Source organism: Glycomyces sp. NPDC049804, assembly GCF_040674615.1.
GTDB classification, from domain to species: Bacteria; Actinomycetota; Actinomycetes; order Mycobacteriales; family Micromonosporaceae; genus Glycomyces; species Glycomyces niveus.
The window spans coordinates 367826-391465 of sequence record NZ_JBFAMQ010000006.1 but is presented as its reverse complement, the minus strand read 5'-3'; the positions used below and the strand labels follow the sequence as shown (position 1 = coordinate 391465).

17 protein-coding genes are annotated in these 23640 nt (G+C 71.4%); 3 read left to right on the top strand and 14 right to left on the bottom strand.

The window, feature by feature from the left end; all coding sequences use genetic code 11:
* Positions 1–16: 16 nt before the first annotated feature.
* Together AB0K52_RS12850 and AB0K52_RS12845 are read left to right on the top strand one after the other, a co-directional pair.
* Positions 17–2521, top strand: a complete 2505-nt coding sequence (locus AB0K52_RS12850; RefSeq protein WP_363530583.1) for a polynucleotide kinase-phosphatase — start codon at positions 17–19, stop codon at positions 2519–2521.
* A 152-nt stretch (positions 2522–2673) separates the two neighbouring features.
* The gene (locus AB0K52_RS12845) at positions 2674–3267 is read left to right on the top strand and encodes a hypothetical protein (RefSeq protein WP_363530479.1); all 594 of its coding nucleotides are present in this window, start codon (positions 2674–2676) and stop codon (positions 3265–3267) included.
* A gap of 142 nt (positions 3268–3409) precedes the next feature.
* Here the strand turns inward: AB0K52_RS12845 and AB0K52_RS12840 are convergent, their stop codons facing one another.
* From AB0K52_RS12840 to AB0K52_RS12810, 7 genes are all read right to left on the bottom strand, one after another.
* On the bottom strand, positions 3410–4048 hold the full coding sequence (locus AB0K52_RS12840; RefSeq protein ID WP_363530476.1) for a hypothetical protein: 639 nt from the start codon (positions 4046–4048) through the stop codon (positions 3410–3412).
* Positions 4049–4101: 53 nt separating this feature from the next.
* Positions 4102–5340: an MFS transporter gene (locus tag AB0K52_RS12835; RefSeq protein WP_363530473.1), complete on the bottom strand. Its 1239-nt coding sequence runs from the start codon at positions 5338–5340 to the stop codon at positions 4102–4104.
* On the bottom strand, positions 5337–6350 hold the full coding sequence (locus AB0K52_RS12830; RefSeq protein WP_363530470.1) for an ABC transporter substrate-binding protein: 1014 nt from the start codon (positions 6348–6350) through the stop codon (positions 5337–5339). The genes AB0K52_RS12835 and AB0K52_RS12830 overlap by 4 nt, the downstream gene beginning before the upstream one ends.
* Positions 6347–7138 (bottom strand): ABC transporter ATP-binding protein, encoded by a 792-nt coding sequence (locus AB0K52_RS12825; protein ID WP_363530467.1) that lies wholly within the window; start codon positions 7136–7138, stop codon positions 6347–6349. Before AB0K52_RS12825 ends, AB0K52_RS12830 begins: the two co-directional genes overlap by 4 nt.
* Positions 7135–8217 carry an iron ABC transporter permease gene (locus AB0K52_RS12820; RefSeq protein WP_363530464.1) on the bottom strand — a complete coding sequence of 361 codons (1083 nt, stop codon included), beginning with the start codon at positions 8215–8217 and terminating at the stop codon, positions 7135–7137. The genes AB0K52_RS12825 and AB0K52_RS12820 overlap by 4 nt, the downstream gene beginning before the upstream one ends.
* Before the next feature lie 201 nt (positions 8218–8418).
* Positions 8419–8667, bottom strand: coding sequence for a hypothetical protein (locus AB0K52_RS12815; RefSeq protein ID WP_363530461.1), 249 nt, complete (start codon positions 8665–8667; stop codon positions 8419–8421).
* A gap of 79 nt (positions 8668–8746) precedes the next feature.
* Positions 8747–9163 (bottom strand): Hsp20/alpha crystallin family protein, encoded by a 417-nt coding sequence (locus AB0K52_RS12810; protein ID WP_208495867.1) that lies wholly within the window; start codon positions 9161–9163, stop codon positions 8747–8749.
* Between the two features lie 134 nt (positions 9164–9297).
* Between AB0K52_RS12810 and AB0K52_RS12805 the strand changes: the two genes are divergently transcribed.
* A complete protein-coding gene (locus tag AB0K52_RS12805; RefSeq protein ID WP_363530458.1) occupies positions 9298–9633 on the top strand; it encodes a MerR family transcriptional regulator in 336 nt (111 codons plus the stop codon).
* A gap of 118 nt (positions 9634–9751) precedes the next feature.
* Here the strand turns inward: AB0K52_RS12805 and AB0K52_RS12800 are convergent, their stop codons facing one another.
* The 7 genes from AB0K52_RS12800 to AB0K52_RS12770 form a co-directional block, all read right to left on the bottom strand.
* Positions 9752–11224: a family 43 glycosylhydrolase gene (locus AB0K52_RS12800; protein WP_363530455.1), complete on the bottom strand. Its 1473-nt coding sequence runs from the start codon at positions 11222–11224 to the stop codon at positions 9752–9754.
* A gap of 9 nt (positions 11225–11233) precedes the next feature.
* Complete coding sequence (locus AB0K52_RS12795; RefSeq protein ID WP_363530452.1) at positions 11234–12601, bottom strand: glycoside hydrolase family 43 protein; 1368 nt, start codon at positions 12599–12601, stop codon at positions 11234–11236.
* Positions 12602–12652: 51 nt separating this feature from the next.
* Positions 12653–14083 carry a glycoside hydrolase family 43 protein gene (locus AB0K52_RS12790; RefSeq protein ID WP_363530449.1) on the bottom strand — a complete coding sequence of 477 codons (1431 nt, stop codon included), beginning with the start codon at positions 14081–14083 and terminating at the stop codon, positions 12653–12655.
* A 150-nt stretch (positions 14084–14233) separates the two neighbouring features.
* Entirely contained in the window at positions 14234–15355 is a 1122-nt protein-coding gene (locus tag AB0K52_RS12785) for a DUF916 domain-containing protein (protein ID WP_363530446.1), read from the bottom strand.
* A complete protein-coding gene (locus AB0K52_RS12780) occupies positions 15352–15957 on the bottom strand; it encodes a hypothetical protein (RefSeq protein ID WP_363530443.1) in 606 nt (201 codons plus the stop codon). Before AB0K52_RS12780 ends, AB0K52_RS12785 begins: the two co-directional genes overlap by 4 nt.
* A gap of 158 nt (positions 15958–16115) precedes the next feature.
* Positions 16116–20459 (bottom strand): family 43 glycosylhydrolase, encoded by a 4344-nt coding sequence (locus AB0K52_RS12775; RefSeq protein WP_363530440.1) that lies wholly within the window; start codon positions 20457–20459, stop codon positions 16116–16118.
* Between the two features lie 228 nt (positions 20460–20687).
* Complete coding sequence (locus AB0K52_RS12770) at positions 20688–23573, bottom strand: immunoglobulin-like domain-containing protein (RefSeq protein ID WP_363530437.1); 2886 nt, start codon at positions 23571–23573, stop codon at positions 20688–20690.
* Between the last annotated feature and the right edge of the window lie 67 nt (positions 23574–23640).

Genomic DNA, 23640 nt, shown 5'->3' with positions numbered 1-23640 from the left:
GATCCGCGTGCCCGCGATGTCGCTGGTCGTGCTCATCGGCGTGTCCGGCTCCGGTAAGTCGACGTTCGCAGCGCGGCACTTCAAGCCCACGCAGGTGCTCTCGTCCGACTTCTGCCGCGGCCTGGTCTCCGACGACGAGTCCGACCAGACGGCGACCACCGAGGCGTTCGACCTGCTCCACCACATCGCCGGCGTGCGGCTGCGCCGCGGCCTGCTCACCGTGGTCGACGCGACGAACGTCCAACCGCACGCGCGCGCCGCGTTCGTCAAGCTCGCCAAAGAGCACCACGTCCTGGTCGACGCGATCGTCCTCGACGTCGAACCGTCGGTCGCCGTCGCCCGCAACGCTTCCCGGCCCGACCGCGACTTCGGCGAGGCCGTCGTCCGCCGCCACCACCGCGACCTCAAGCGGAGCCTCAAGGGGCTCGGCAAGGAGGGCTTCCGCCGGGTCCACCGGCTCCAGGGCCAGGAAGCGATCGACAACGCGCGCATCGTCTACGAGAAGTCCTGGAACGACCGGACCGAGCTGACCGGCCCCTTCGACATCATCGGCGACGTCCACGGCTGCCGGTCCGAACTCGAGACGCTGCTGGGCGGACTCGGCTGGGAGATCGCGCGCGACGACGAGGGCCGCGCCGTCGGCGCCGCCCACCCGGAGGGCCGCACCGCGGTCTTCGTCGGCGACCTCGTCGACCGCGGCCCCGACACGCCGGGCGTCCTGCGCCTGGTCATGGGCATGGTCGAGTCGGGCAACGCGCTCAGCGTGTGCGGCAACCACGAGCAGAAGCTCGTCAGGTCCCTCAACGGCCGCAAGGTGAAGGTCGCCCACGGCCTCGCCGAGTCCCTCGAGCAGCTGGCGAAGGAGGACGAGGCGTTCCGCGAGCGCGCGAAGTCCTTCATGGACGGCCTGGTCAGCCACTACCGGCTCGACGGCGGCGACCTGGTCGTGGCGCACGCCGGCCTCAAGGAGGAGTTCCACGGCCGCGCCTCGGGCAAGGTGCGGGCCTTCGCGCTCTACGGCGACACCACGGGCGAGACCGACGAGTACGGCCTGCCCGTGCGCCTGCCGTGGGCCGAGGACTACCGCGGCGCGGCCACGGTCGTCTACGGCCACACGCCGGTCCTCGAACCCGAGTGGATCAACAACACCATCTGCCTCGACACCGGCTGCTGCTTCGGCGGCAAGCTCACCGCCCTGCGCTACCCCGAGCGCGACATCGTCGCGGTCGACGCCGAACGCGAGTGGTACGCGCCGGTGCGTCCGCTCGCGCCCGTCACCGCCGAGCGCGACCCGGCGACCCTCGACTTCGACGACGTGGCGGGCGACCGGTACCTGGACACGCGCCTCCTCGGCACGGTGAAGGTCCAGGCCGAGAACGCGGCCGCCGCGCTGGAGGTCATGAGCCGCTTCGCGGAGGACCCGCGACGGATCCTGTACCTGCCGCCGACCATGGCGCCCGTCGACGCCTCCGATGCGGACGGCTACCTCGAGCACCCGGCGCAGGCCTTCGCGCAGTACCGGGGCAAGACCGACCGCGTCGTCTGCGAAGAGAAGCACATGGGCTCGCGCGCCGTCGCCCTCGTCTGCCGCGACCCTGAAGTGGCGCGCAAGCGGTTCGGCCTCGACACCGGCCCGGCCGGCGCGGTCCTCACCAGGACCGGCCGCGCCTTCTTCGAGGACGACGCCCTCACCGACGCCCTGCTCGCCCGCGTCGCGGCCGCCGCCGAGGGCGCCGGCCTGTGGGACCGCCTGGCGACCGACTGGATGCTGCTCGACTGCGAGCTCCTCCCCTGGTCGGCAAAGGCCCGGTCGATGATCGAGGACCAGTTCGCGTCCGTGGCGGCGGCCGGAACGTCGGCCCTCCCGGCCGCCCTCTCCGCGCTCGAAACGGCCGCCGCGGCGGGTCTGGACGTCGCCGACCTCAAGGCCCGCACCGCGTCCCGCCTCGCCAACATCGAGGCGTTCGCCGCGGTGTACCAGCGCTACTCCTGGCCCACTTCGGGACTCGACGGCATCAGGCTCGCCCCGTTCCAGATCCTCGCCACCGAGGGCGAGAACCGGGCCGACCACCGGCACGACCTGCACCTGGAGCTCATCGACGCCCTCGTGGCAGCCGACCCGACCGGGACGCTCATGGGAACGCAGCGGCGCTTCGTCACCCTCGGCACCGCCGACGAGGCCGAAGCGACCCGGTGGTGGACCGACCTGTGCGCCGCCGGCGGCGAGGGCATGGTCGTCAAGCCGGTCCTCGACACCCGGCCGAAACTCCAGCCCGGCCTGAAGGTCCGCGGCCGCGAGTACCTGCGGATCATCTACGGCGCCGACTACACCGACCCGGCCCAGCTGGAGCGGCTGCGCCAGCGCCGGCTGCACCACAAGCGGTCCCAGGCGCTGCGCGAATACGCGCTCGGCCTCGAAGCGCTCGACCTCGCGGCCAAGCGCGCTCCCCTGTGGCAGGTGCACCAGTACGCGTTCGCGATCCTCGCCCTCGAGTCCGAACCGGTCGACCCGCGCCTCTGACCGCGGCGGTCCAGGTCGCGATCGCAGGTTGTGGGAATCCGAGAAAAAACGGGGGCGATCGGCGGGGGGCGCAGGGAATCCTTGTAGGAACGCTACAACGGTGGCGCGATTCAGGTAGTGGGGCGCTTGCGCATGGTTGCGACACTGGCCCCATGAACACGACACAGCAGACCTCTGCTTCCAAGGGCGTCGCGCCCGCCATCGTCTGGGGGCTCGCCCCGTTCGGATGGCTCTTCCTGCTCATGGGCTGGCTCGACCTGGACGGCACCCTGTCCGCCCCGCTCCAGACCGCACTCGGCATCGTGATCCTGGCCTTGCCCGCGCCTTGGCTGCTCTGGGCCTCATGGCGGATGCCGCGGCCGCGGGTGAAGACGTACCTCGCCGAAGCAGGCGCGCTGGCCGCGATGCTGCTCTCGCTGTTCGTCACCGCCGTGTACTTCCTGCTCGGCTCCAGCCCGGACCACCCGGCGCCGGTGGGCTTCACCGTGGCGTACGCCGCCGCCGCGGCGGTGCTCGTCGCGGCCGCCCGGCCGCTGCCGAGCCGACGCTTCGCCTACGGCACGGCAGCATTGGCATGCGCGGCTTTCGCGGCGAGCGTTCAAGTGCCGCAATGGAGGTACGCGCACAACGAGTCGCTGCTCGCCGTCGCAGACGAGGTGATGCTGTACGTGCTCATGGGTTCGATCGTCCTGGGCGCGCTCCTCCAGACCGCCTGGTGGGCGCGCGGGAAGCTCCGCGTCGCCTGACATCAGATCGGCAAGGGCGGCCGCCCGGATGGCGATCGAGTCGCCGTCCGGGCGGCCGCCACTCGTTTGAACCGGGGCTCGGGCCGCGGGTGCGGGTCCGCTACCCGCTGAGCGGGACCGGCTGGAGAACGGGCAGCAGGACTCAGCCTCGGGGTGCGGCTGCGGCGAGGTGGATCGGCTTGGGTTGGCCGGGCCAGGTGCCGGTCAGGGCCGGTCCGGTGAAGTCGTCGCCCGCTTCGAGGTTGCGGACCACCGACAGGGTGACGGTGTCGGTGACGATCCGCGTGGGGTCGCCGTCTTCGACGCGTTCGATGTGGCGCACTTCCGGCGCGGTCGCGTCCGGGGTGAGGGTCGTGCTGGCGATGCCCATGTGCAGTTCACGCGGCTCGAGCCGGTCGTCTTCGACGAGGACGAGCTGCTCGGCCTGGCCGGCGTCCGCGATGATCGCTCCGGCGAGCGCAGCGGCGTAGACCGGGTCGCCCGTCGCGTCGTAGACCCAGCGCTCGCCGAGCACCGAGTGCTCGGTCGTGCCGACCAGCCACGCCTCGGCGCCCGCGAGAGGTTCGGCGCGGTAGGTGAGCGGCACGTGGTGGACGGGTCCATTGCCGGAGCGGACCAGCAGCGTCTCGACGCCGACCTCGCCGGCCGGGTCGTCGAAGCGGTAGGCGGCGACCTGTTCCAGGTCACCGGCCGGACCGGTGTGCCAAGGGCGTCCTGGGAGCCAAGCGGCCAGCAGCTCGAGTTTAGTGGGGCTCACGGTGGCTCGGTAGATGAGTGCCATGCCCTGAGCATAGGCGCGGGAACCGGGCGGGCCGCTTCGCACCTCCCGGTGAATCATCGGCCTTCGACCTGTTTCAATCGCCGTACGGGAGAGGCCGCGAGCAGCAGGGCTCCGACGCCCACGGGGATGGTGAGCAGGAGGAACGCGTGCTGCACCCCGATGGCGTCGGCCAGGGCGCCGGCGGCGAGGGCGCCGATGGGGGCGCCGCCCCAGGCGATCATGCGCCCGGTCGTGTTCACTCTGCCCTGCAAGGCGTCGGGGGTGAGGAGCTGGCGCACGGTGATGCCGTTGACGACCGCGGTCGTGTGGGCGAGATCCCAGACGATCCAGGCCGCGGCGGCCAGCGCGTAGCCGGCCCAGCCGGGGCCGGCCGCGGCGAGGGCGGCGATCATCGCGAGTTCGACGGTGTAGGCGGCGATGGAGACCGGGCCGTGGCCGAAGCGGGAGGTCAAGCGGCTCAAGAGGAGTGCGCCGAGGAGAGAGCCGACGGCGGTGGCGCTGTAGAGCAGGCCGAGCTTCCAGTCCCGCGCGTCAAGGAGTCCGTCGGCGTGGACGACGATGAGGCCGAGCGCGCCGCCGCCGGTGAAGGCGATCCCGAAGCCGGCGAATGTCAGTGCCCGAATGCGCCGTTCGGTCCAGATGAAGCGCAGGCCCTCGGCGATGTCGGCGCGGACGGCGGTGCGTTCGGCCCGCTGCTGCGGTGGGATGTCGATGCCCCGCAAAAGGAGTGCGGACGCGGCGAAGGTGAGGGCGTTGACGCCGATGACGGCCTCGGGACCGGCGGTCGCCGCGAGCAGGCCGCCGAGGGCGGGGGCGGCGATGCCCACCACGGTGGTCGTGGCGAAGATCAGCGAGTTGGCCCGCTGGAGCCGGTCTCTGCCGACGATCTGCGGCAGCGCGCCGAATGCGGCGGCGTCGAACCAGACGAACGCGGTGCCGGTGAGGACGACGACGGCGAGCATGTGCGCTGCCGAGACCGTGCCGAACGCGGCCGCCGTTGGGACCGTGGCGAGGAGGCCCGCGGCGACCGCGTCGGCGCCGACCATGAGGCGGCGCCGGTCGACCCGGTCCGCGTAGGCCCCGGCGACGAGTCCGAACAGGAGGTAGGGGGCGAGCGAGAGCCCGGAGGCGGCGGCCGTGGCGGTGGCCGAACCGGTCGCCTCCCAGACGAGGACCGGTACGGCCACCCCGGCGGCGGCCGTACCGGCGAGGCTGGTCGTGCGGGCGGCGTACCAGCGCCGGAATCCGTCGTGGCCGAGCAGTTCGCGGCCCGCGCGCTCGGCGGTCGTCATGCCTGGAAGGCCTCGGGGTAGAGGCCGGCGGCGATGGTGCGGACGGCGTCGATGTTGCCGAGGGACCCGGGGTAGACGTCGGAGCCGGAGATGACGACGATGCGGCCGTTCGCCACGGCACTCACCTCGGGCAGGGTCTGGGCGAGGTAGTCGCGGGTGGCCTGCTCGTGCTCGGCGTCGCGCGCGGCGAAGACGATGACGTCCGGGTCCTCGGCGGCCAGCGCCTCGGGGTTGATCTGGGCGGCGAAGAACGAGGCGAACTCGGGGTCGTCGGGGCCGAACACGTTCTCGCCGCCGGCGCGGTGGATCATGTCGTACTCGATGCCGGCGCCGATGGCGGTGAGCGCGCCGCCTTCGACGAAGACCTGTGCGACGGTGGGCTGTTCGAGGCCTTCGATCCGGGATTCGACGTCGTCGAGGGTCGCCTGGGCCTCGTCGGCGAGCGCGGCGGCCTCGTCTTCGGCGTCGAAGACCGCCCCGAGGTTCGCGAGGTCGGTGAAGAGGTCGTCTACGGTGCCCTGCATGCGGCGGTCGGGGCAGCCGCCTGTCGCGGTGTAGGCGGCGACGCCGGCTTCGGCGAGCTGGTCGAGGCTGGCGAAGCCCTGCTCGGCGGTGAACTCGTAGTCGGTCGGCGAGTACACGAAGTCGGGTTCGACTTCGAGGAGCGCTTCGCGGGAGGGCGGGGTGTCCTCGCTGAGGACGGGGATGTCGGCGGCGAGGCCGGCGACCGCTTCGCTGAGCGGCGCGGTCGAGGTCTGGGCCTGGCCGACGATGCGGTCGGCGAGGCCGAGGCGCAGGAGGAGCTCGGTCTGGGTGGGGCTGAGGCCGACGACGGCTTCGGGGACGCCGTCGACGGTGATCTCGCGACCGCAGTTCTCGATGGTGAGGGCGTTCTCGGTGCCGGCGCCGTCACCGGCGTCGGTGACGTCGGAGCCGCAGGCGCTCAAGGTAATCGCGGCGGTGAGCGCTGCCGCTGCGGCGGCGGCGCGAGGGATCGGTCGGGTGTTCATTGCTTCCTCTCGGTCGGGGAGTCTTTGAGGGGACTCAGGGCGAAGTGGGTGCTTCCGGTGGCGGGGTGCGGGATACGGTCGGTGCGGACCGCGAAGGCGTCGGCGATGAGGTCCGGGGTGAGCACGTCGTCGGGGTCGCCGACGGCGACGAGCCGGCCGTCCCGGAGGACGGCGACGGTGTCGCAGTACTCGGCGGCGAGGTTGAGGTCGTGGAGCGCGGCGACGGTGGTCAGTCCCAGGTCGGCGACGATCTGCATGAGCTCCAGTTGGAACGCGATGTCGAGGTGGTTGGTGGGTTCGTCGAGGACGAGCACCGGGCAGTCCTGTGTGATGGCGCGGGCCAGGAGGATCCGCTGCTTCTCGCCTCCGGAGAGCAGCGCGAAGGGGCGGTCGGCGAGGGCGTGCGCGCCGACGCGTTCGAGTGCGGCCTCGGCGGCGGCGAGGTCGGCGGGGCTGTCGGCGCCGAAGCCCCGCTGGTGGGGGACGCGGCCGAGCATGACGACCTGGAACGCGGTGAGGTCGTGTTCGGCGCCGCCCTCTTGGGCGACGACGGCGACCCGGCGCGCGGCGTCGCGGGCGCCGAGGCGCCACAGGTCGTCGCCGCCGACGCGGACGGTCCCCGCCGCGGGGCGGTGCACCCGGTAGACGCTGCGCAGCAGGGTGGACTTGCCGGACCCGTTGGGGCCCAGGAGGGCGAGGCGGCGGCCCGGTTCGATTTCGAGCGAGACGCGGTCGACGACGCGGCGGCCGCCGAGTTCGACCGTGAGGTCTTCGACGCTGAGCCTCATCGGTGCATCCCCGCGCCGGAGGCGCGTCCCCTTCTCATGAGCCACAGGAAGAACGGGGCTCCGACGGCGGCGGTGACGATGCCGATGGGGATCTCGGTGGGCGCGGCGGCCGTGCGGGCGGCGAGGTCGGCGGCCATGAGGAAGACGGCACCGCCGAGGACGGCGACGGGCAGCATGCGCCGGTGGTCGGCGCCGACGGCGATGCGGCTGACGTGCGGGGCGACGAGGCCGACGAACCCGATACCGCCGCTGACGGCGACCACTGCGCCGGTGAGGAGCGCGCAGGCGACGAGGAGCTGGCTGCGGAAGCGGTTCACGTCCACCCCTAGGGCGGTCGCGGTCTCGTCCCCCACTTGCAGGGCGTTCAGTGAGCGGCTGCGCAGCAGCGCGAACGCGAACACGATCGCAAGTGCCGCAGCGGGTACGGCCAGTTGCGGCCAGGTCGCGGCGGCGACGCTGCCGAGCAGGAAGAACAGGATGCTGAAGACGTTCTGCGCATCGGTGGTGATCGTCAGGTAGCTGGTGACGGCGCTGAGCAGCGAACCGAGCGCGACACCGGAGAGGACGAGCCGGGTCGGGGCGACGACGCCGCCTTGGCGCGCAAGGAGGTACACCGCGACGGCGGCGGCGAGCGCCCCCGCGAACGCGGCCCCGCTGAGCGTGAACCCGGCCGCGGCGGCACCGAGCGTGATCACGGCGACCGCCCCGACACCGGCTCCCGAGGAGACCCCGAGGAGATAGGGCTCGGCGAGCGGGTTGCGCACCAGCGCCTGCATGAGCGCTCCGGCCAGCGCGAGCCCGGCTCCCGCCACTCCCGCGAGGAGGGTGCGGGGCAACCGGAACCGCCAGACGGCCTGGTCCTGCAGCGAGGTCAGGCTGCCGTCCGACATCCAGGGCATGCCCGGGAGGAGGTGCCCGGCGATGATCTTGAACGACTCGGCGACGGTGACCTCGACCGTTCCGGTTGCGCCGGAGACGATCACGATGCCGGCAGCGGCGATGAGGAGCGCTGCCGTCGTGGCGGAGGCGGCCGGCGAGCGCGGCGCGCGCGCCCTGATCTTGCGTTGTCGAGTGGTCATGGTCCTGCTCGGGTGCGGGGGCGCGACTCCGGCGAAGCCGAAGCGGCGAAGGGCGCTCCGATGCTAACCGAAACGACAACCAATGTCATTTACCCAGGATGTGTACGCGAGCTGCGCCACACCCCGCATGGATCCGGCCGCTAGACGAGCGCCGCCCGGCAACGGCGGCGAACCCCGCTCCGATCGGCGCTCTCGCCGCGCTCAACCGACTGCGGTCGTAGTGCGGGGCCTGGGAAGGGCCGGTCTTGCGGCGCGGGTGGCGCAGCGAGGGCAGGTGTGATCGTCGGCGAGCCCGGGCTTCACGCGCCAGCCGTCGGCCTCGGCGGCATCGCACAGGACCGGCCAGCTGAAGTAGGAGTCGTCGCCGCAGCGGAAGACGCCGCCGCAGCCGTCGCAGCGCAGCTCGTACTCGACGGCACCGCCATGGAATTCGTAGATGTGTCCGCTCATGGTCAGCTCCGGAACGGCCGCCCGGCGCGGGCGCAGCGCCCGCGCCGGGCGGGGTCTCGATGCCCGCTCGGGCACTGGGTTACTGTTCGATCTCCTTTGCCCCGGCGCCGATGAGCACCTTGCGGGGCTTCGCCTGCTCGGCCATCGGGATCCGCAGCGTGAGCACGCCGTCCCGGTATGTCGCCTCAACCTGCTCGGTGTCGAGCGCGTCGCTGAGGAGGATCTGCCGCGCGAAGCTGCCCGTGCGGCGTTCGGCGTGGATGATCTCGCGGTCGCCCGCCTCGACGGCGCGCCGCTCGGCCCTGACGGTCAGGACGTTCCGCTCCACCTCCAAGTCGATGTCGCCCTCCCGCACGCCGGGGAGGTCGATCTGGATGTTGAAGGTGTGGCCTTCCTTCCAGGCGTCCATGGGCATGCTCAGCTGGGAATCGTTCAGCCCGAGCATCTGCTGTGCGATCCGGTCGATGTCCCGGAACGGGTCCGAGCGCACCAGCATCTGAGTCACCTCCAGAAGTTGGATCTATGGTCCGGTCAGACAATAAATATATATCGCAGGATTGAGATTTTGTCTAGCGGAAGACTGAGGTAAAATGATGGTGTTCTCAGTTGATCTCGGTGGAGGAGCGTGCGGTGGTCGATCCAGCAGGGCTCGGGCGGCCCCCGTCCGGGCAAGGCGTGTACGGCATCTCGGTCGCCGCGGAACTACTGGAGCTCGCTCCGCAGACCCTGCGCGTCTACGAGGCGAAGGGTCTGGTGGTACCGGCTCGCACCAAGGGCGGCACCCGGCGCTACAGCGACGCCGACCTCGACCGCATCCGGCACATCGCCGAGCTGCTCGCCGGCGGGCTGAACCTGGCCGGGATCAAGGTCGTCATGGAGATGGAAGTGGAGAACCGGCGCCTCCGCGACGAGCTGGAGGAGTCGAAGCGCCGCTTGGCGCACCACGAGGACGCCGGAGGCCGCTAGCTCGACTCCATGGAGGTGCCACGCGACAGGCCGAGGTCGCGACCCGGACAGCGGTGCCCCGGCAGTGGAGGAGGTCGGCCGGGGCACCAGTGGTCCGCCAGGGCGGACGAGGGGTCGATCAGAGGATTCGGAAGGTCGCGTCCGCCCGCGCGGTCGCGGTGGTGACCGTGTCGAGCCGCAGCGCGTAGTCGTAGTGGCGGAGGTAGCGGTCAGGGTGGTTGTAGGACTGGAACGAGGCGGCGGTCGCGTCGGCGAGCCCCGCCACCTGGCGGAAGCTGGCGTCGGCCGCGAACAGCGCGGTGCCGTTGTTCGGCGCGAGGGCGAGGTCGTAGTTCGAATGCCGCAGGTAGTGGCCGGGGTAGTTCACCGACTCGAACGAGACCGTCCCCGTGCCGGCCAGGCCGCGGACGATCCGGAACTGTCCATCCTGCGCCGGGGTGACCGACGGGTCGATGCGGACGTCGAAATTCGCGTGCCTGATGTAGCGGTCGGGGAAGTTGAAGGACTGGAGCCGGTTGAACGCCCCGACGGTCTCACCGGAGGGCACCGGCAGCACCGTGCCCACCGAGACGGGCGTGCCGAAGTTCGGCGTGCCGTCGGCGTTCCAGGTGAATTCCTGGATGCGGGTGGTGCGGGTGCCGCCGCAGCCCTGCGTGGGCGAGGTGTTGGCGTGGTAGACGATCCAGTTCTCGGTGCCGTCCGGCGAGGTGAAGAACCCGTTGTGCCCGGGCCCGTAGACGCCTGCCGCGTCGTCGCGTTCGAAGACCGGTTCGGGGTGCTTGGTCCACGCGGAAGCGCTCAGCGGATTCGTGCCGGTCAGCTCCAGGAGCCCGAGCTTGTAGTCGGGGCCCTGGCAGGCGCTGGCCGAGTAGGTGATGAACGTGTCGCCGCCGTGCTGCAGCGCCGCCGGCCCCTCGTTCATCGGCGTGCCCTGCACCTCCCAATCGTGCTGCGGCGTCGAGATCTGCGTGCGCGCCCCGGTGACCGTCCACGGGTTGCCCATCGCCACGATGTAGATGCTCGGGTCGTTCCCGGTCCACCGTCCCGGAACGCCCGACCAGGTGAAGTAGAGCTGTCCGCCGATGGTGACGACCGAGCCGTCGATGCCCCACCAGTCGTTGGCGCCGAACACCATGCCCTTGTAGGTGTAGGGGCCCATCGGGTCGGTGCCGGCGCTCTCGGCGACGTGGACGCGCTGGCCCTCGATGTCGCCGTTCCCGGCCGAGTAGTAGATGTACCAGCGCCATCCGTTGGGGCCGTTGAGGAAGTGGAACTCGGGCGCCCAGACGTTGCGGTCGCGGCCGGCGGGGAAGTCGCTGAAGACCGGGACCGCGGCGGCGTTCTTGAGTCCGGCGACGGTCGCGGCCCGGCGCATCGTGATCGGCCCCGCGTACGGGGTGGACATCAGGTAGTAGTTGCCCTGGTAGTAGGTCATCCAGGGGTCGGCGCCGGACGAGTTGAGCGGATTGGTGAAGGTGGCGGTCTGCGCCTGGGCGCCGGTGCTCGAGACGACGATGGTGCCGAGGGCGACCATGAGCGCCAGGAGGACGTTGGCGGCGAACTGGAGTCGGCGCGGCCTGGTGTCGGACATGGCGGACTCCTAGTAGGTGACTCGGAAGGTGGCGTCGGCGCGCGCGGTGGCGGTGCCGATCGGGTCGATCCGCAGCGCGTAGTCGTAATGCCGGAGGTGGCGGTCGGGGAAGTTGTGGGACCGGAACGAGGCCCACGAGCCGTCGGCGAGACCGGCGACCCGGTGGAAGGTCGCGTCCTGGGCGAAGCGCGAGGAGCCGTCGTTCGCGTCGAGGCGGACCGCGTAGTTCGCGTGCCGCAGGAACCGGCCCGGGTAGTTCACGGACTCGAACGAGACGCCGGCGGCGTCGGCGAGCCCGGGCACGAGCCGCCATTGCTGGTCGGCGGGCGGCTCCATCGGGAACGGGTCGATGCGGCCGAGACTGTTCGCGTGGCGGACATACCGGTCGGGGAAGTTGTAGGACTTGAGGCGGTTCCACTGCGGCAGGCCCCAGCGGGAGACGGCGCCGTCTCGTTCGGCGGCGGTGATCGGCTCGATCGCGGCGTGCTTCGCGCTCATCGGCGCGGTGTAGGCGCGCTGGTCGAGCACCGACCAGGCGTTCCCGGCGAGGTCGGTGGACTGCCACGCGTAGAAGACCGCGTTCGCGGGCGAGTACGAGTCGCCCCACAGCCAGAAGGTGCGGCCCGAAGTGGACGCTGCGAGGATCGGGGCCTCCATGCCCTGGCCTTGGCGCAGGCCGGAGGTGAAGGTGGTGAAGGAGTTCGGCGCGCCGGTGGAGGAGCGCGCGATGTAGAGGTTCTGGTCGTTCAGGTTCTTGTAGGCGAGGTAGTAGACGCCGTTGTGGACGAGGACGTCGCCGTCGAGGACGTTGAAGCCGGGGTCGAAGTACGGCTGCGGCGCGCTCATCGTCACGAAGTCGCTGGTGTAGTTGACTAGAAGCACATCGCGGGTGCCGTTGTTGGCGGAGTAGACGACCGCGTACTGGTTGCGGGAGGGGTCCCAGAACGCGGTGGGCGCCCACGAGTGCGTGGCCATCTCGTGGAGGCGGACGCGCCGGTAGCCGGTGAAGGCGGTGAGGTCCGCCGAGTCCCACACGTGGATGTACTGGTTGTTCTGGTTGAAGATGCGGCCCTTGAGGTCGGTGGCGAGGACGGCGAAGCCGCCGTTCTGCTTGCGCATGATGAACGGGTCGCGCAGGCCGCCGGTCCCGGCGGTGGGGACGGCGACGGGCCGGTTCTGGTTGAGCGGCGTCCAGTTGAGGCCGTCGTCGCTCACGGCCAGGTGGAGGGCGTAGCTGTCGTCGGTCTGGTTCGGGGACTCCTTGAAGTAGACCATCGCGTAGGCGGCGTTGGTCTGGGCGGAGGCCGGAGCGGCTGGGATCGCGGCGGCCGCGGCCGCGGCGAGCGCGGTGGTGAGCATGAGGCGGCGAGAGGTCATTCGATGACGCCTTTCGTTGTGAGGGAACGGTTGCGGCGGTTCGGAATCGGTTCAGGAGGTGACGTGGAAGGTGGCGTCGGCGCGCCCGGTGGCGGTGGTGATCGGGTCGAGGCGCAGCGCGTAGGCGTAGTGCCGGAGGTAGTGGTCGGGGTGGTTGACGGAGCGGAACGACGCCGCGGCGGCGTCGGCCAGCCCGGGGACGCGGGTGAAGGTCGCGTCGGCTGCGAACGCGGCCGAGCCGTCGCCGCGGGCCAGCGCGAAGTCGAAGTTCGTGTGGCGCAGGTAGTGGCCGGGGTAGTTGGCGGCCTCGAAGGAGACCGCGGCGGGGTCGGCGAGGCCGGGGACGAGCCGGAACTGCGCGTCGGCCGCCGGTGAGACGTCCGCGTCGAGCAGCACGTCGAAGTTCCGGTGCCGCACATAGCGGTCGGGGAAGTTGTACGACTGGAGCCGGCTGGGCGCCACGCTCCCCCACCGGGCGCGGACCCGGTCCGCCTCGGCGGCGGTCAGGTTGAGCACCGAGCCGTGCCGCTTGTGCGTCGTGCCGAGCTGGTAGTCCGAGCGGATCCGGAAGTTCTGGGTGCTGCCGAGGTCGGTCGAGGACACCGGCATGTAGCCGCGGCCGGTCCGGTACTGGTCAAGCCAGAGGACCCACTCGTCGCGGTCGTTGAACTTGGCCCACATGGGTCCTTCGACGTCCCTGCCGGTGAGGCCGAGGTGGGAGAGGTCGCCCAGGCGGGTCCACGTGCCGAGGATCGAGTTCGCGGCCTCGATGGTCAGCTGGCCGTCCCCGGAGGCCCGGTAGTAGCGCCAGCCGCCGACGCTGCCGGCCACCTCGATGATCTGGGTGTCGATGAGGCCGATGGTGCCGGGCCGGTCGATGTAGACCTGCGGGGCGGTGAGCGTGCGGAAGTCGGTGGTGCGCGAGTACCAGATGCGGTGCTGGCGTTCGCCGTCGATGGTGGAGTTGGTGGCCCAGTAGACGACGTAGTCGCCGGTGTCGCGGTTCCAGATCGCCTCGGGGGCCCAGGCGTTGCCGGCTCCGGCGATCGGCCCGGCCACGTCGAGCAGGCGGGGCGCCGACCAGTTCACGAGGTCGGCGGACTCCCACACGGTGAGGGCGGTGCTGCCGCGCTCCATGGAGTCGGCCCAGGAGGTGCCCGAACCGATGTGCAGGTCCGTGGCGATGATCCAGTACCGGTCGCCTTGCGGGGAGCGGATGAGGGCGGGGTCGCGGACGCCGCGGGTGCCCACCGTGGAGCGCAGGACGATCTGCCCGTTGTTGAGGTCGGTCCAGTGCAGGCCGTCGTCGCTGTAGGAGAGGTAGATCTGCTCGCCGCCGGGCTGCTGGCCGATGAAGTGGGCCATGAGGTAGGCGGTGTGCGCTTGCTGGGCGGCGGCCGGGGCCGCGGTCAGGAGCGGGGCGCTGAGCGCGGAGGCGGCGGCTCCGAGGAGGACGGTTCGGCGTGAGAGGCGAGGGGACATGGCATGCGGCCCTTTCTGCGTACGACGATGCGCGCGGAAGATTGATACCGGTAACAACATTGATGTTATCTGTAACACGGAATCAAAGTCAAGCATGTCGATACATAAATGCAAAGGGGCTGGGCAGACTGCGTTGCCGCCCAAGAGCTCCTACGGCCCGGCGGGTGGCGCTTCCGCCGCTTCGCGACGGCCGGCTTCGCGGGCCTCTTCGAGCAGGCCCCGCAGGCGCGCCTTCGAGCGGCGGCGGCCCCAGAGGCTCGAGCCGATCATGAGCGCGACGCCCGCCAGGACGATCAGGTGCGGCCAGGGCACGGCCCAGAACCCGGCGGCGGCTGCGACGGGGTCGACCGGGGCGCCTTCGCCTTCGCCGATCACGGCGGGGGTCACTTCGAGGGAGGCGGGCACGTAGAACCAGGGCCACACGTCGTCGACGGTGACGGTGAACTTCCGGCGCTCCCCCGGCAGCAGCTCCTGGTCGATCTCGTCTTCGCCGGGGAATGCGACCTCATGGCCGCCGGCGGCGACGGCACCGGTGATCATGAGGCGGGCGTTGCCGGTGTTGACGACCTCGAACGTCACCTGCGCGGTGCCGGGCGAGAGCGGGTTCCAAGACAGGTCGTAAGAGGACGCGACCGCCTCGACCGAGGCGGCGGGGGCCAGTTCCCCGGTCACGCGGGTCATGACGCGGAACCCGACGCGCGATTCGACGCCGACCGTGGTGCCGTCTTCGGCGACCTGTTCGGACACGACCGAGGCCGCGATGCCCGCGGCGTGGTCGCCCGGGGTCGCGTTCTGCGGCACGGTGGTCGTGAAGGGCACGATCGCCGTCTCGTCCGGGCCGACGGTGACCGTGCCCTGGACTTCGATCCAGAGTCCGGCGTCGACCGACTCCTGGTCGGAGGGGAGCATGCCGAACCGGCCGTTGTCGCCGAAGTAGCCGTCCGCCGCCGAGAGGCGGAAGGTCACCTCCTGGTCGGAGAGGTTGCGGACCGCCATGTGCTCGACGGCGGTGGCGCCCGGGTCGAGTTCCTGCTCGACCCAGGCGCGGCCGTCCTCGCCGGACTCGTCGGCCGGGCGCACGGACCAGGTCACGGTGTCCGCGTCGGTCTGGGCGGCGGCGGGCACACCGGGGGCCGCGACGGCGAGGAGCGCCACGCCTGCGGCGAGGAGGCCCTGCGCCGCACGGGAAGTGAAGGTGAGCGCCATCGTCGGCCTTTCCGGGGAGCGGGCGGCGGGGCGGGTGCCGACCGGCGCCCGCCCGACCGTCCTCATTCGAACAGGGAAAGCGTGAGGGTCGAGGAGTACGAGCCGGGCTCGACGTCGGCCGGGACCTGGAGCGTCAGGGTCGCGCCGGCTTCCCACGTTCCGATCGCCTCTTCGCTCGTGAGCGCCATCGCCAGGAGTTCCTGTCCTTGGAGGCCCACGTTGTTGGGAGCGCCGTCGGCGTCCAGCGCCGGGGACACGTCCGGGCCGACCGCGACGGCACCAGAGCCGTCGTCGGCGAGGGACGGCGACCAGCCCAGGTTCTCGGCGCCGATCGGCTCCTGGCCGGCGTCGCCGGTGAAGCTCGACGCCGTGCCTTCGACCCACCAGAACGCGCCGTCGGGGATCTCGTCGGCCGAGCGCGTGTCAGTGACGGTGACCGTCGGCAGGTCGCCCGTGAACTGGCGGACGGTGCCCGTGGACCCGTCCTCGACCAGCGTCGCGGTCGTGCCCGCCACGCTCATGGCCAGCACGCCTTCGTCGATGTCCTCGATCGTGACGTTCACATCCACATCGGAGCCGGAACCGACCTGCTCCTGCGCGAAGGCCGCACCCGCGACCCCCGCCAGCATCGCGCCGCCGGCCGCAGCCACCGACACGCGTTTCACCATGCCATGCTTCATTATTGGAGACCTTTCTCAATTTGGCACGGGGCGGCGTTCGCCCCCCGGGCCGCGCGGCACGGATCGTGCCGCGCGGCAGACTCACCGGCCGAGAGGCCGGAAGGGGCGGGAGGCGGCTGAGCCGGGTGGCCGCCGCCCGCGAGCATTCAGCCGCAGTTCGCGGCGGTGTAGGCGACCGTGGTCTCGGAGGCCGCGCTCGCGGCGTCCGTCGCGGTCACGGTGACTTCGCCCGCCGCGATCTGCGCGGCGCGGGTGGTGAACGCGGTGGAGGCGCTGCCCCCGGCCGCGAGGGACGCGATCGTCTTGTCGCCGTAGGGCGTCGAGACCACGAGGGACACCGGGCCGCCGCTGTGGTTCGCGACGGTCACCGTCAGCACGACCTTGCCCGCCGCGCAGCGCGTACCGGAGGTCACCGCGACCGCCGGCCCCGGTTCGGGGACGGTCTGCGGCGGGACGCTCGAGAGGGTCGGGGTGACGGGCTGGAAGAGTCCGTCCGCGCCGATCTCGAGCCGGTCGATCGTCGTCTCGCGGTGGGTGCCGTCTCCGCCGGAGAGCGCGAACCGGTGGTAGGCGATGTACCAGTCGTCCGTGCCTGGCACATTGATGATCGAGCTGTGGCCCGTCCCCTTGATGCCGAGCGAGGTGTCCTTCTGGAGGATCACACCGCGGTAGGTCCACGGCCCGTCGAGGCTCGTCGCCGTCGCGTAGCCGACTCGGTAGTTCTCCGATCCGGTGTCGTCGATGGAGTACGTCAGGTGGTACAGGCCGTCGCGGTAGTTCAGGAAGACGCCCTCGCGGAAGTCGGTGAGGCCCGCGATCCGCTTGAAGGTGCCGGTCTTGACGGACACCATGTCGTCGTTGAGCTCGGCGATGACCGGGCCGTTCGAGGGTCCGCCGTTGCCCCACGCGAGGTAGTACTTCCCGGAGACCGGGTCGCGGAAGGCCGCGGGGTCGATCGCCTGGCCCGACGTGACGGCCTCGTTGTTGAGGATCATCGCCTGCGGCTGCGCCGTGAACGGGCCTTCGGGGCTGTCGGCGACCGCGACGCCGATCGTCTTGCGGTTCAAGGCGGCGTTGTGGCCGCTGAAGTAGAAGTAGTACTTCCCGTCCCGCTCGATGATCGTCGGCGCCCATGCGTTGCCGCTCGCCCAGGGGACGTCGCCGTTCGCGCCGTCCAAGGTGAGGATGGGCTCCTCGGAGCGGGTCCAGTCGACGAGGTCCTTCGAGGACCACACGTAGAAGTCCTTGCCGCCCCAGCCGGGGTAGCCGTCGGTGGTCGCGTAGAGGTAGTAGGTGTCGCCGAAGACGGCGATGTTCGGGTCGGCGTAGAGGCCGGGCAGGACGGGGCTGTTTACGACCTGGGCCGAGAACGTCCACGTCGTGGCCTGGCCGCCGAAGGCGACCGTGTACTCGACGGGCGCGGAGAGGTCCACTGTGGTTCCCGACGCGGGCGAGGCGACGGCGCCGTCGGCGGTGGTGAAGGTCGGCCGCAGCGCCGAGACGTCCGTGCCCGGCACGACAGGGAGGACGACTGTGCGGGCCTCCGCGTCGATGAGCGGCGCGGTCGCCAGCGCTGCGGGGTCGGCGAGGGACACGTCGGTGACCGCGCCGGTGGCGCCCGCCGCGGCGAGGATCTCGGCGGGGGTCAGCGCGCGGTCGTAGACCGCGAAGGACTTGAACTTGCCTTTGAAGCGGGAGTCCTGTTCGTAGAGCGAGCGGCCGAGGTAGTTCGCCCAGGTCTCGCCGCCGGAGATGTCGCCGGGGTCGGTGGTCACGTCGTTCTGGGTGGAGACGAGGATGCCGTCGAGGTAGAGGCGGGCCGTGTCGCCTTGGAGCGTGTAGGTCAGGTGCGCCCAGCGTCCGCGCGGCAGCGCCGATCCCGAGCTGACCGTCTGCTCCGAGGTGTACGCGCCGGTGGTGATGCTGGTGCGGTACGAGCCGTTGCCGGTGGTGAAGAGGTACCCGCGGCCGGCGCCGGCGGCGTCGGTGTTGCCGAGCCCCCAGATGAAGTAGCTGCCGGACTGGGTCTGGTCGACCCACACGTCGGCGTCGACCGAGATGTCGGTCAGGCCGGCCATGAGGTCGTCGGGGAGGTCGACGTAGTCGTCGGTGCCGTCGAACGTGAGCGCGCCGTCGGCCCAGGTGGCGCCGTTGATCTTCGCGTCGCGTCCGTTGCCGGAGACGTCGGTGAGGGTGGTCCCGGAGCCGTCGGCGAAGTCGTAGCGGACGACCTCGCCGTCCTCGTTGGAGGAGATCGGCGCGCGGCCCTCGTAGAGGCCCGCCAGTTCGGCGGCCGTCACGGGGATGACCGTGCCGTGGCGCGGGCTGGCCGGGAGGTCGTATTCGGGGGCGACGGTCCAGCCGCCCGCGGCGATGTCGTCGGTGGTGAGCGGGATGTAGCCGCGCCCGCCGTACTCGTCGACGAAGAGGTAGTGCTTGCCGCCGCCGTTGACGTCGCCGGGGTTGGACTTGAAGATCGAGGGCCCTTCGACCGCTCTCGTGCCGGCGTCGCGGCCGATGCACGAGTCGATCATGGTCCACTCGGGCAGCGGGGCGCGCAGGGAGGCCGAGGACTCCTGGATGATGTCGGAGCATCCGGTGGTGCCGGCGCCCTCGTCCTTGGTGAAGCGGTAGTAGACGCCGTCGTGGCGCGTGACCGTGGAGTCGATGCGCGACTTGCCGTCCTGCCAGATCTGCGGCTCGCTGAAGGTGACGAAGTCGCGGGTCGTGGCGTACAGCATGCGGTTGTAGGTGCTGCCGGTGTGCCCCGGGTCGTTCGCCGCGTACAGCTTCGAGGCCCAGAACACGACGTAGGCGCCGAGCGTCTCGTCGTAGTACGCCTCGGGGGCCCAGGTGTTGCCGGCCGTCTCGGGCGAGACGAGCACGTGCCGCTGCGCCGACCAGTTCACGAGGTCGTGGGACTCCCACACTTCGAGGTAGCGGCTGCCCTGGCGCTGGGAGGTGTCCCAGGAGGTGCCCGAGCCGATGGAGAGGTCGGTGGCGATGAGGTAGAACTTGTCGCCCTCGGGCGAGCGGATGATGAAGGGGTCGCGCAGGCCCTGCTCACCGTATTGCGAGGAGAGGACGGGGAGGCCGCCGTTGAGTTCGTTCCAGGCGAGCGCGTTGTTGCCTTCGCTGGCGGCGAAGTGGATGTTCTCCCCCGCCACGGAGTTCCCGGTGAAGTAGGCGAAGGCGTAGCCCTCGTACTCGGCCTGCTGGTGGGCGGCGCGCACGGTGAGCGGGAAGTCGCGGGTGAGGCCGCCGACCGTGGCGGTCAGGACCACGTCCTGGTCGGTGGCGGTGCGGGTGACGACGCCGGGCGCGATCTCGCCGTCGGCCTCGGTGGACACGATGCCGCCCTGCGACGCGGTCCAGGTGACGGGGTTGCCGTGCACGGGGCCGCGGGCGGGCAGCGTGATGTTGCCGCGGATGTCGTCGGCGTTCGGGATGGCGATGGCGTCGAGGTCGGCCTGGTAGTCGGCTTCGCCGGTCGCGGGGACGGTGGCGGTGAATGCCTTGGTGGCCGTGGCGGAGCCCTTGGTCGCGGTCGCGGTGAGCACGACTTCGGCGGTGCCGCTGGCGGGGCGGGTGACGCGGCCGGTCGCGGAGATGACGGCGGGGTCGCTGGTGGCCCAGGTGACGGTGGAGCCGTTCGGGGCGGCCGTCGGGAGCGCGAGGTCGGTGGTGACGTTCGAGAGGTCGCCGAGCGAGAGTGCTGCCACGTCGCGCTGCGCCTTCGTCTGGTCGGACGGCTGGAGCGCGGCGACCTCGGCGGCGGTGAGCGCGGTGTCGTAGACGCGGAAGTCGCGGACGCTGCCGGCGAGGTGCTTGTCGGCGGCGTAGTTCGAGCGGCCGATGTAGTTCGCGGTGGTCGTGCCGCCGCCGATCTGCGCGGGGGTGACGGTGACGTCGGTCTTCTGGGCGACCTGGACGCCGTCGAGGTAGAGGGTCGCGGTGTCGGTGGCGTCGTCGAGTGTGTAGGTGATGGTCTTCCACACGCCGCGTGCGAGGTTCGCGCCGCTGGTGGTGTTCTGCTCCCCCGACCAGTTGCCGGTGGTGATGGCGGTGCGGTAGGCGTTGCCGGTCGAGAACAGGTACCCGGTGCCGGAGCTTGAGGTCGCGGGGTTGCCGAGGCCGTAGATGAAGTACGGCGTGCCCTGCTCGGCGCGCACGAGCACTTCGGTGCTCACGGTGATCGAGGCGAGTCCGGCGATGAGGTTGTTCGGCAGCTTGACGTGGTCGTCGGCGCCGTCGAGGCGGAGGCCTTCACCGCCGGTGAGCGTCGCGCCCCCGACGATCTGGGCGTCGCGGCCGTGGCCGGAGCTGTCGGCGGCGACGGTGCCGGTCGTTTCATCGAGGGCGTAGTGCGCGACGAGATGGTCCTCGGGCGCGGCCTGGACCGGGCTGGCCCCGGCCAGGGCGACGGCGGCGGCCGTCGCTGCAATGAGGACGCGGCGAGCTGGGCGGCTCACGCGGGTCAGGGCGACCATGCGCTCTCCTTAGAGGGGACGGGCAACAACTTTGTTACCGGTATCAGATAGTAGCGGGGGTTACCCTCCGTGGCAAGAGGGTGCGGCTCGGCCCCCGGGAGGGAGGCCGAGCCGGGGCGGCTCAGCCGCGGTCTGCGGCGCTTGAGGGCGCCTCGATGGCGGCGAGGGCGGCGGCGGTGCTCACGACTCGGCTTGCGGCCGTTCGCATGAGCGCTGCCCTCCGCGGGGTCAGCAGGTGGTGGCGGGATACGGGGCGGTGACAGTGGACCCGTCGGCGGTCGCTGTGACCTGCCCGGCGGGAACGGAGGCCTGCCGCGTGCTGAACGCGACCGAGGCGGCCGCGCCCGGTTGCAGCGCGCTGATCGCCTTGTCGCCGTATGAGGAGGAGAGCGCGATGTCGAGCGCGGTGTCCCCCTCGTTCACGGTCCGCACGACCAGCGTCGCCTTGCCGGCGAGGCACCTGGTCGAGACGGTGACCGCGATCGGTGCGGTGACGGTGACCGTGGCGGTCACCGTGACGCGCGAGTCGTCCTGCGCCACACCGGAGACGGTGAAGCTGCCCGGCCGGGCGTACTGGGCGGGGTCGATCGCGTCCCAGTCGACGGCGACGTCCTCCTGGGAACCGTCGGCTTTGCGGAGGTGCGCGCCGGGCAGGACGGGAGCGGTGCCGGACTTGGTGGTCACGCTGATCGGGTCGGCCGCCGCGACCGCGATGTCGGGCGCGAAGGCCGCGAGGACGGCCTCGTACTCGGCGCGGGTGACCGGGATGACCGTGCCGTGGCGGGGTTTGCCGCCGTCGGCGTTCTGCGGCAGGTTCTCGCGGAGCGTGGCGCCGACCGGCTCCCAGGCGTTCCCGTCGGCGATGTTGTCCGTCGCGAATGGAATGTAGTAGTTCGGGCCCGCGTGGTAGGAGGGCTGGTCGATGAAGAGGTACCACTCGTAGCCGTTGACGTCGCCCTCGTTGGCGGGGAAGACGCTCGGGCCCTCGCCCTGCGTGAACGTCCCGCCGGGCTCGCCGTTCGGCAGGCCGGTCGCGACCTGGTCCTTGACGAGGGTCCACTCGTCGGCGGGTCCGGTCGTGCCGGGGAGGGTGCCGGCGACCGTGTCGAGCAACTCGTCGGAGCGCTCCTGGCGGATCGTCATGGACGCCTCGTCCTTGATGAACCGGTAGTAGGTGTCGTCGACCTGAGCGACTGTCGCGTCGATGGTGCCGCGGCCGGTGCCGCGCTTCACGTCGACCCAGGGCTTGGCCTCAGAGAAGTGGACGAAGTCGTCGGTCGTCGCGTACATCATCCGGTTGTAGGTGACGGCCGTGCGCGCCGCGGGATCGGTGGTGTCGTACAGGTTCGAGGCCCAGTACACGACGTACGTGTCGAGCTCTTCGTCCCAGAACGCTTCGGGCGCCCAGGTGTTGCCCGCGAAGTCGCTCGAGACCTTCACGTGGCGCTGCGCCGACCAGTTGACCAGGTCGTTCGACTCCCACACTTCGATGTAGAGGGAGCCGGTGCGCTGCGCCGCGTCGAAACCGCCCGCGAGGCCGGCGACCTTGAGGTCGGTCGCGAGCATGTAGAACCGGTCGCCTTCGGCCGAGCGGAGGATGAACGGGTCGCGCAGGCCCTGCGTGCCCTGGTCGGAGGTGAAGAGCGGCTGCCCGTCGTTGAGCGTGTTCCAGCTCAGGGCGTCGTTGCCGCGCGAGGCCGCGAGACTGACCTGCTCGGCGCCGTCGCCTTCGCCGGTGAAGAACGCCCACACGTAGGCCTCCTCCTCGGCGGCATCGGCCAGCGGCTGGACGGTGAGGGTGAAGTCCTTGGCGCGCACGGCGTCGCCGACGCGCGCGGTCGCGGTCGCGACGACCTCCACAGCGGCCTCGCCCGCGGCGGGGCGCTCGACGACGATCGTCTGCGTGCCCGGCGCGGCGCCCGCGCGCAGGGAGGCCGGGGCCCCGGCGGGCAGCGTCCACTCGATCACGGCGCCTTCGGCGCCGCCGGTCGGCACGGACACGTTGGTGCGCACGTCATCGGCGTTCGCGATGCTGATCGCGTCGAGGTCGGCCTGCGCCTTCGCGTCGTCGGTGAGGTCTTCGGGGACGACCACCGTGTAGGCGACCGTGCGCGTCGCGCCCGCCGCAGTGAAGGTGGCGGTGAGGGTGACGACCGCGTCGCCCGAACCGGGCTCGGGGCGAACGACGCGGGCGGCGCCGCCGTCGACCGCGATCGCGGCATCGTCCGAGGCCCAGGTGATCTGGGCGCCGTACGCGGTGGTCGGCAGCGCGAAGTCCTCGGCTGCCGTGCCGCCCACGGCGACCGAGGCGACGGCGCGGTCGAGCGCGCCTTCGCTGTACAGCGCCTGCGCGTCGGCGTCGCTGAGCGCCGAGCCGTACACCGCGAAGTCGTCGAAGTCGCCCGCGAAGTACGCGTCCCGGTACGTCGAGCGGCCGAGGTAGGCGACGAGCTCGGCGCCGAAGCTCCCGAGGTCGCGCGTGATGGCGTGCTCGGTCGTCTTGACGCCGTTGACGTACAGGGTGAGCTTGTCGTTCGTGCCGTCGATGACCGTGGTGTAGAGCGCCATGCCGGCGGGCGTCCGCACGCCGGAGGTCGGCGTGCCGGTCGCGCCCGCGCCGACCTCGGTGTTCCACGGGGCCGAGGCGTCCACCGCGTCGGTGACGACCGACTTCACGTAGCCGCTCAGGTTGGAGGGGTTGAGCAGCCAGTAGCCGCTGGAGAAGGAGGCGCCGGAGGCGACGGGCGCGCCCACGAACGCGGCGGCGACGTTCCCCGCGCCGGAGCGGTCGGACACCCACGTCGACACGGTGACGTCGGTCAGGCCTTCGAGGTCGTCGGTGGGGATCTCCACGAACGCGGCCGAACCGGAGGCGGACCCGCCGGGCAACGAGAGCACGCCGTCCGTGAAGGAGGCGCCCGACTGGCGCAGCACGCCGTCGTTGCCGTTGCCCGAGGCGTCCGCGATCGTGACGCCGTCGGTCGGCGCCTCGTCGAACGAGTAGTGCAGGAGCGGGGCCGGTGCGGCGGCCGCGGCCGGGGAGGCCGTGACGACCGCGCCCAGCGCGAGGGCGGCGGCGACGCCGAGCGCCGCGGGCCGGAGGAAGGGTTGCATGAGGGACCTCTCGACATTGAGAAGGGAAGGTGCGGTGAGGGTTCCGGCGCGCCGCCGAGGATGGGCG

What these genes read in the sequence shown, in the direction of transcription:
- AB0K52_RS12785 (WP_363530446.1), bottom strand. Translation starts at nt 15,355, where the DNA reads ATGAGGACGGTCGGGCGGGCGCCGGTCGGCACCCGCCCCGCCGCCCGC.
- AB0K52_RS12850 (WP_363530583.1), top strand. Translation starts at nt 17, where the DNA reads ATGTCGCTGGTCGTGCTCATCGGCGTGTCCGGCTCCGGTAAGTCGACG.
- AB0K52_RS12830 (WP_363530470.1), bottom strand. Translation starts at nt 6,350, where the DNA reads ATGAACACCCGACCGATCCCTCGCGCCGCCGCCGCAGCGGCAGCGCTC.
- AB0K52_RS12770 (WP_363530437.1), bottom strand. Translation starts at nt 23,573, where the DNA reads ATGCAACCCTTCCTCCGGCCCGCGGCGCTCGGCGTCGCCGCCGCCCTC.
- AB0K52_RS12840 (WP_363530476.1), bottom strand. Translation starts at nt 4,048, where the DNA reads ATGGCACTCATCTACCGAGCCACCGTGAGCCCCACTAAACTCGAGCTG.
- AB0K52_RS12800 (WP_363530455.1), bottom strand. Translation starts at nt 11,224, where the DNA reads ATGTCCGACACCAGGCCGCGCCGACTCCAGTTCGCCGCCAACGTCCTC.
- AB0K52_RS12795 (WP_363530452.1), bottom strand. Translation starts at nt 12,601, where the DNA reads ATGACCTCTCGCCGCCTCATGCTCACCACCGCGCTCGCCGCGGCCGCG.
- AB0K52_RS12810 (WP_208495867.1), bottom strand. Translation starts at nt 9,163, where the DNA reads ATGCTGGTGCGCTCGGACCCGTTCCGGGACATCGACCGGATCGCACAG.
- AB0K52_RS12775 (WP_363530440.1), bottom strand. Translation starts at nt 20,459, where the DNA reads ATGGTCGCCCTGACCCGCGTGAGCCGCCCAGCTCGCCGCGTCCTCATT.
- AB0K52_RS12790 (WP_363530449.1), bottom strand. Translation starts at nt 14,083, where the DNA reads ATGTCCCCTCGCCTCTCACGCCGAACCGTCCTCCTCGGAGCCGCCGCC.
- AB0K52_RS12825 (WP_363530467.1), bottom strand. Translation starts at nt 7,138, where the DNA reads ATGAGGCTCAGCGTCGAAGACCTCACGGTCGAACTCGGCGGCCGCCGC.
- AB0K52_RS12835 (WP_363530473.1), bottom strand. Translation starts at nt 5,340, where the DNA reads ATGACGACCGCCGAGCGCGCGGGCCGCGAACTGCTCGGCCACGACGGA.
- AB0K52_RS12820 (WP_363530464.1), bottom strand. Translation starts at nt 8,217, where the DNA reads ATGACCACTCGACAACGCAAGATCAGGGCGCGCGCGCCGCGCTCGCCG.
- AB0K52_RS12815 (WP_363530461.1), bottom strand. Translation starts at nt 8,667, where the DNA reads ATGAGCGGACACATCTACGAATTCCATGGCGGTGCCGTCGAGTACGAG.
- AB0K52_RS12845 (WP_363530479.1), top strand. Translation starts at nt 2,674, where the DNA reads ATGAACACGACACAGCAGACCTCTGCTTCCAAGGGCGTCGCGCCCGCC.
- AB0K52_RS12780 (WP_363530443.1), bottom strand. Translation starts at nt 15,957, where the DNA reads ATGGTGAAACGCGTGTCGGTGGCTGCGGCCGGCGGCGCGATGCTGGCG.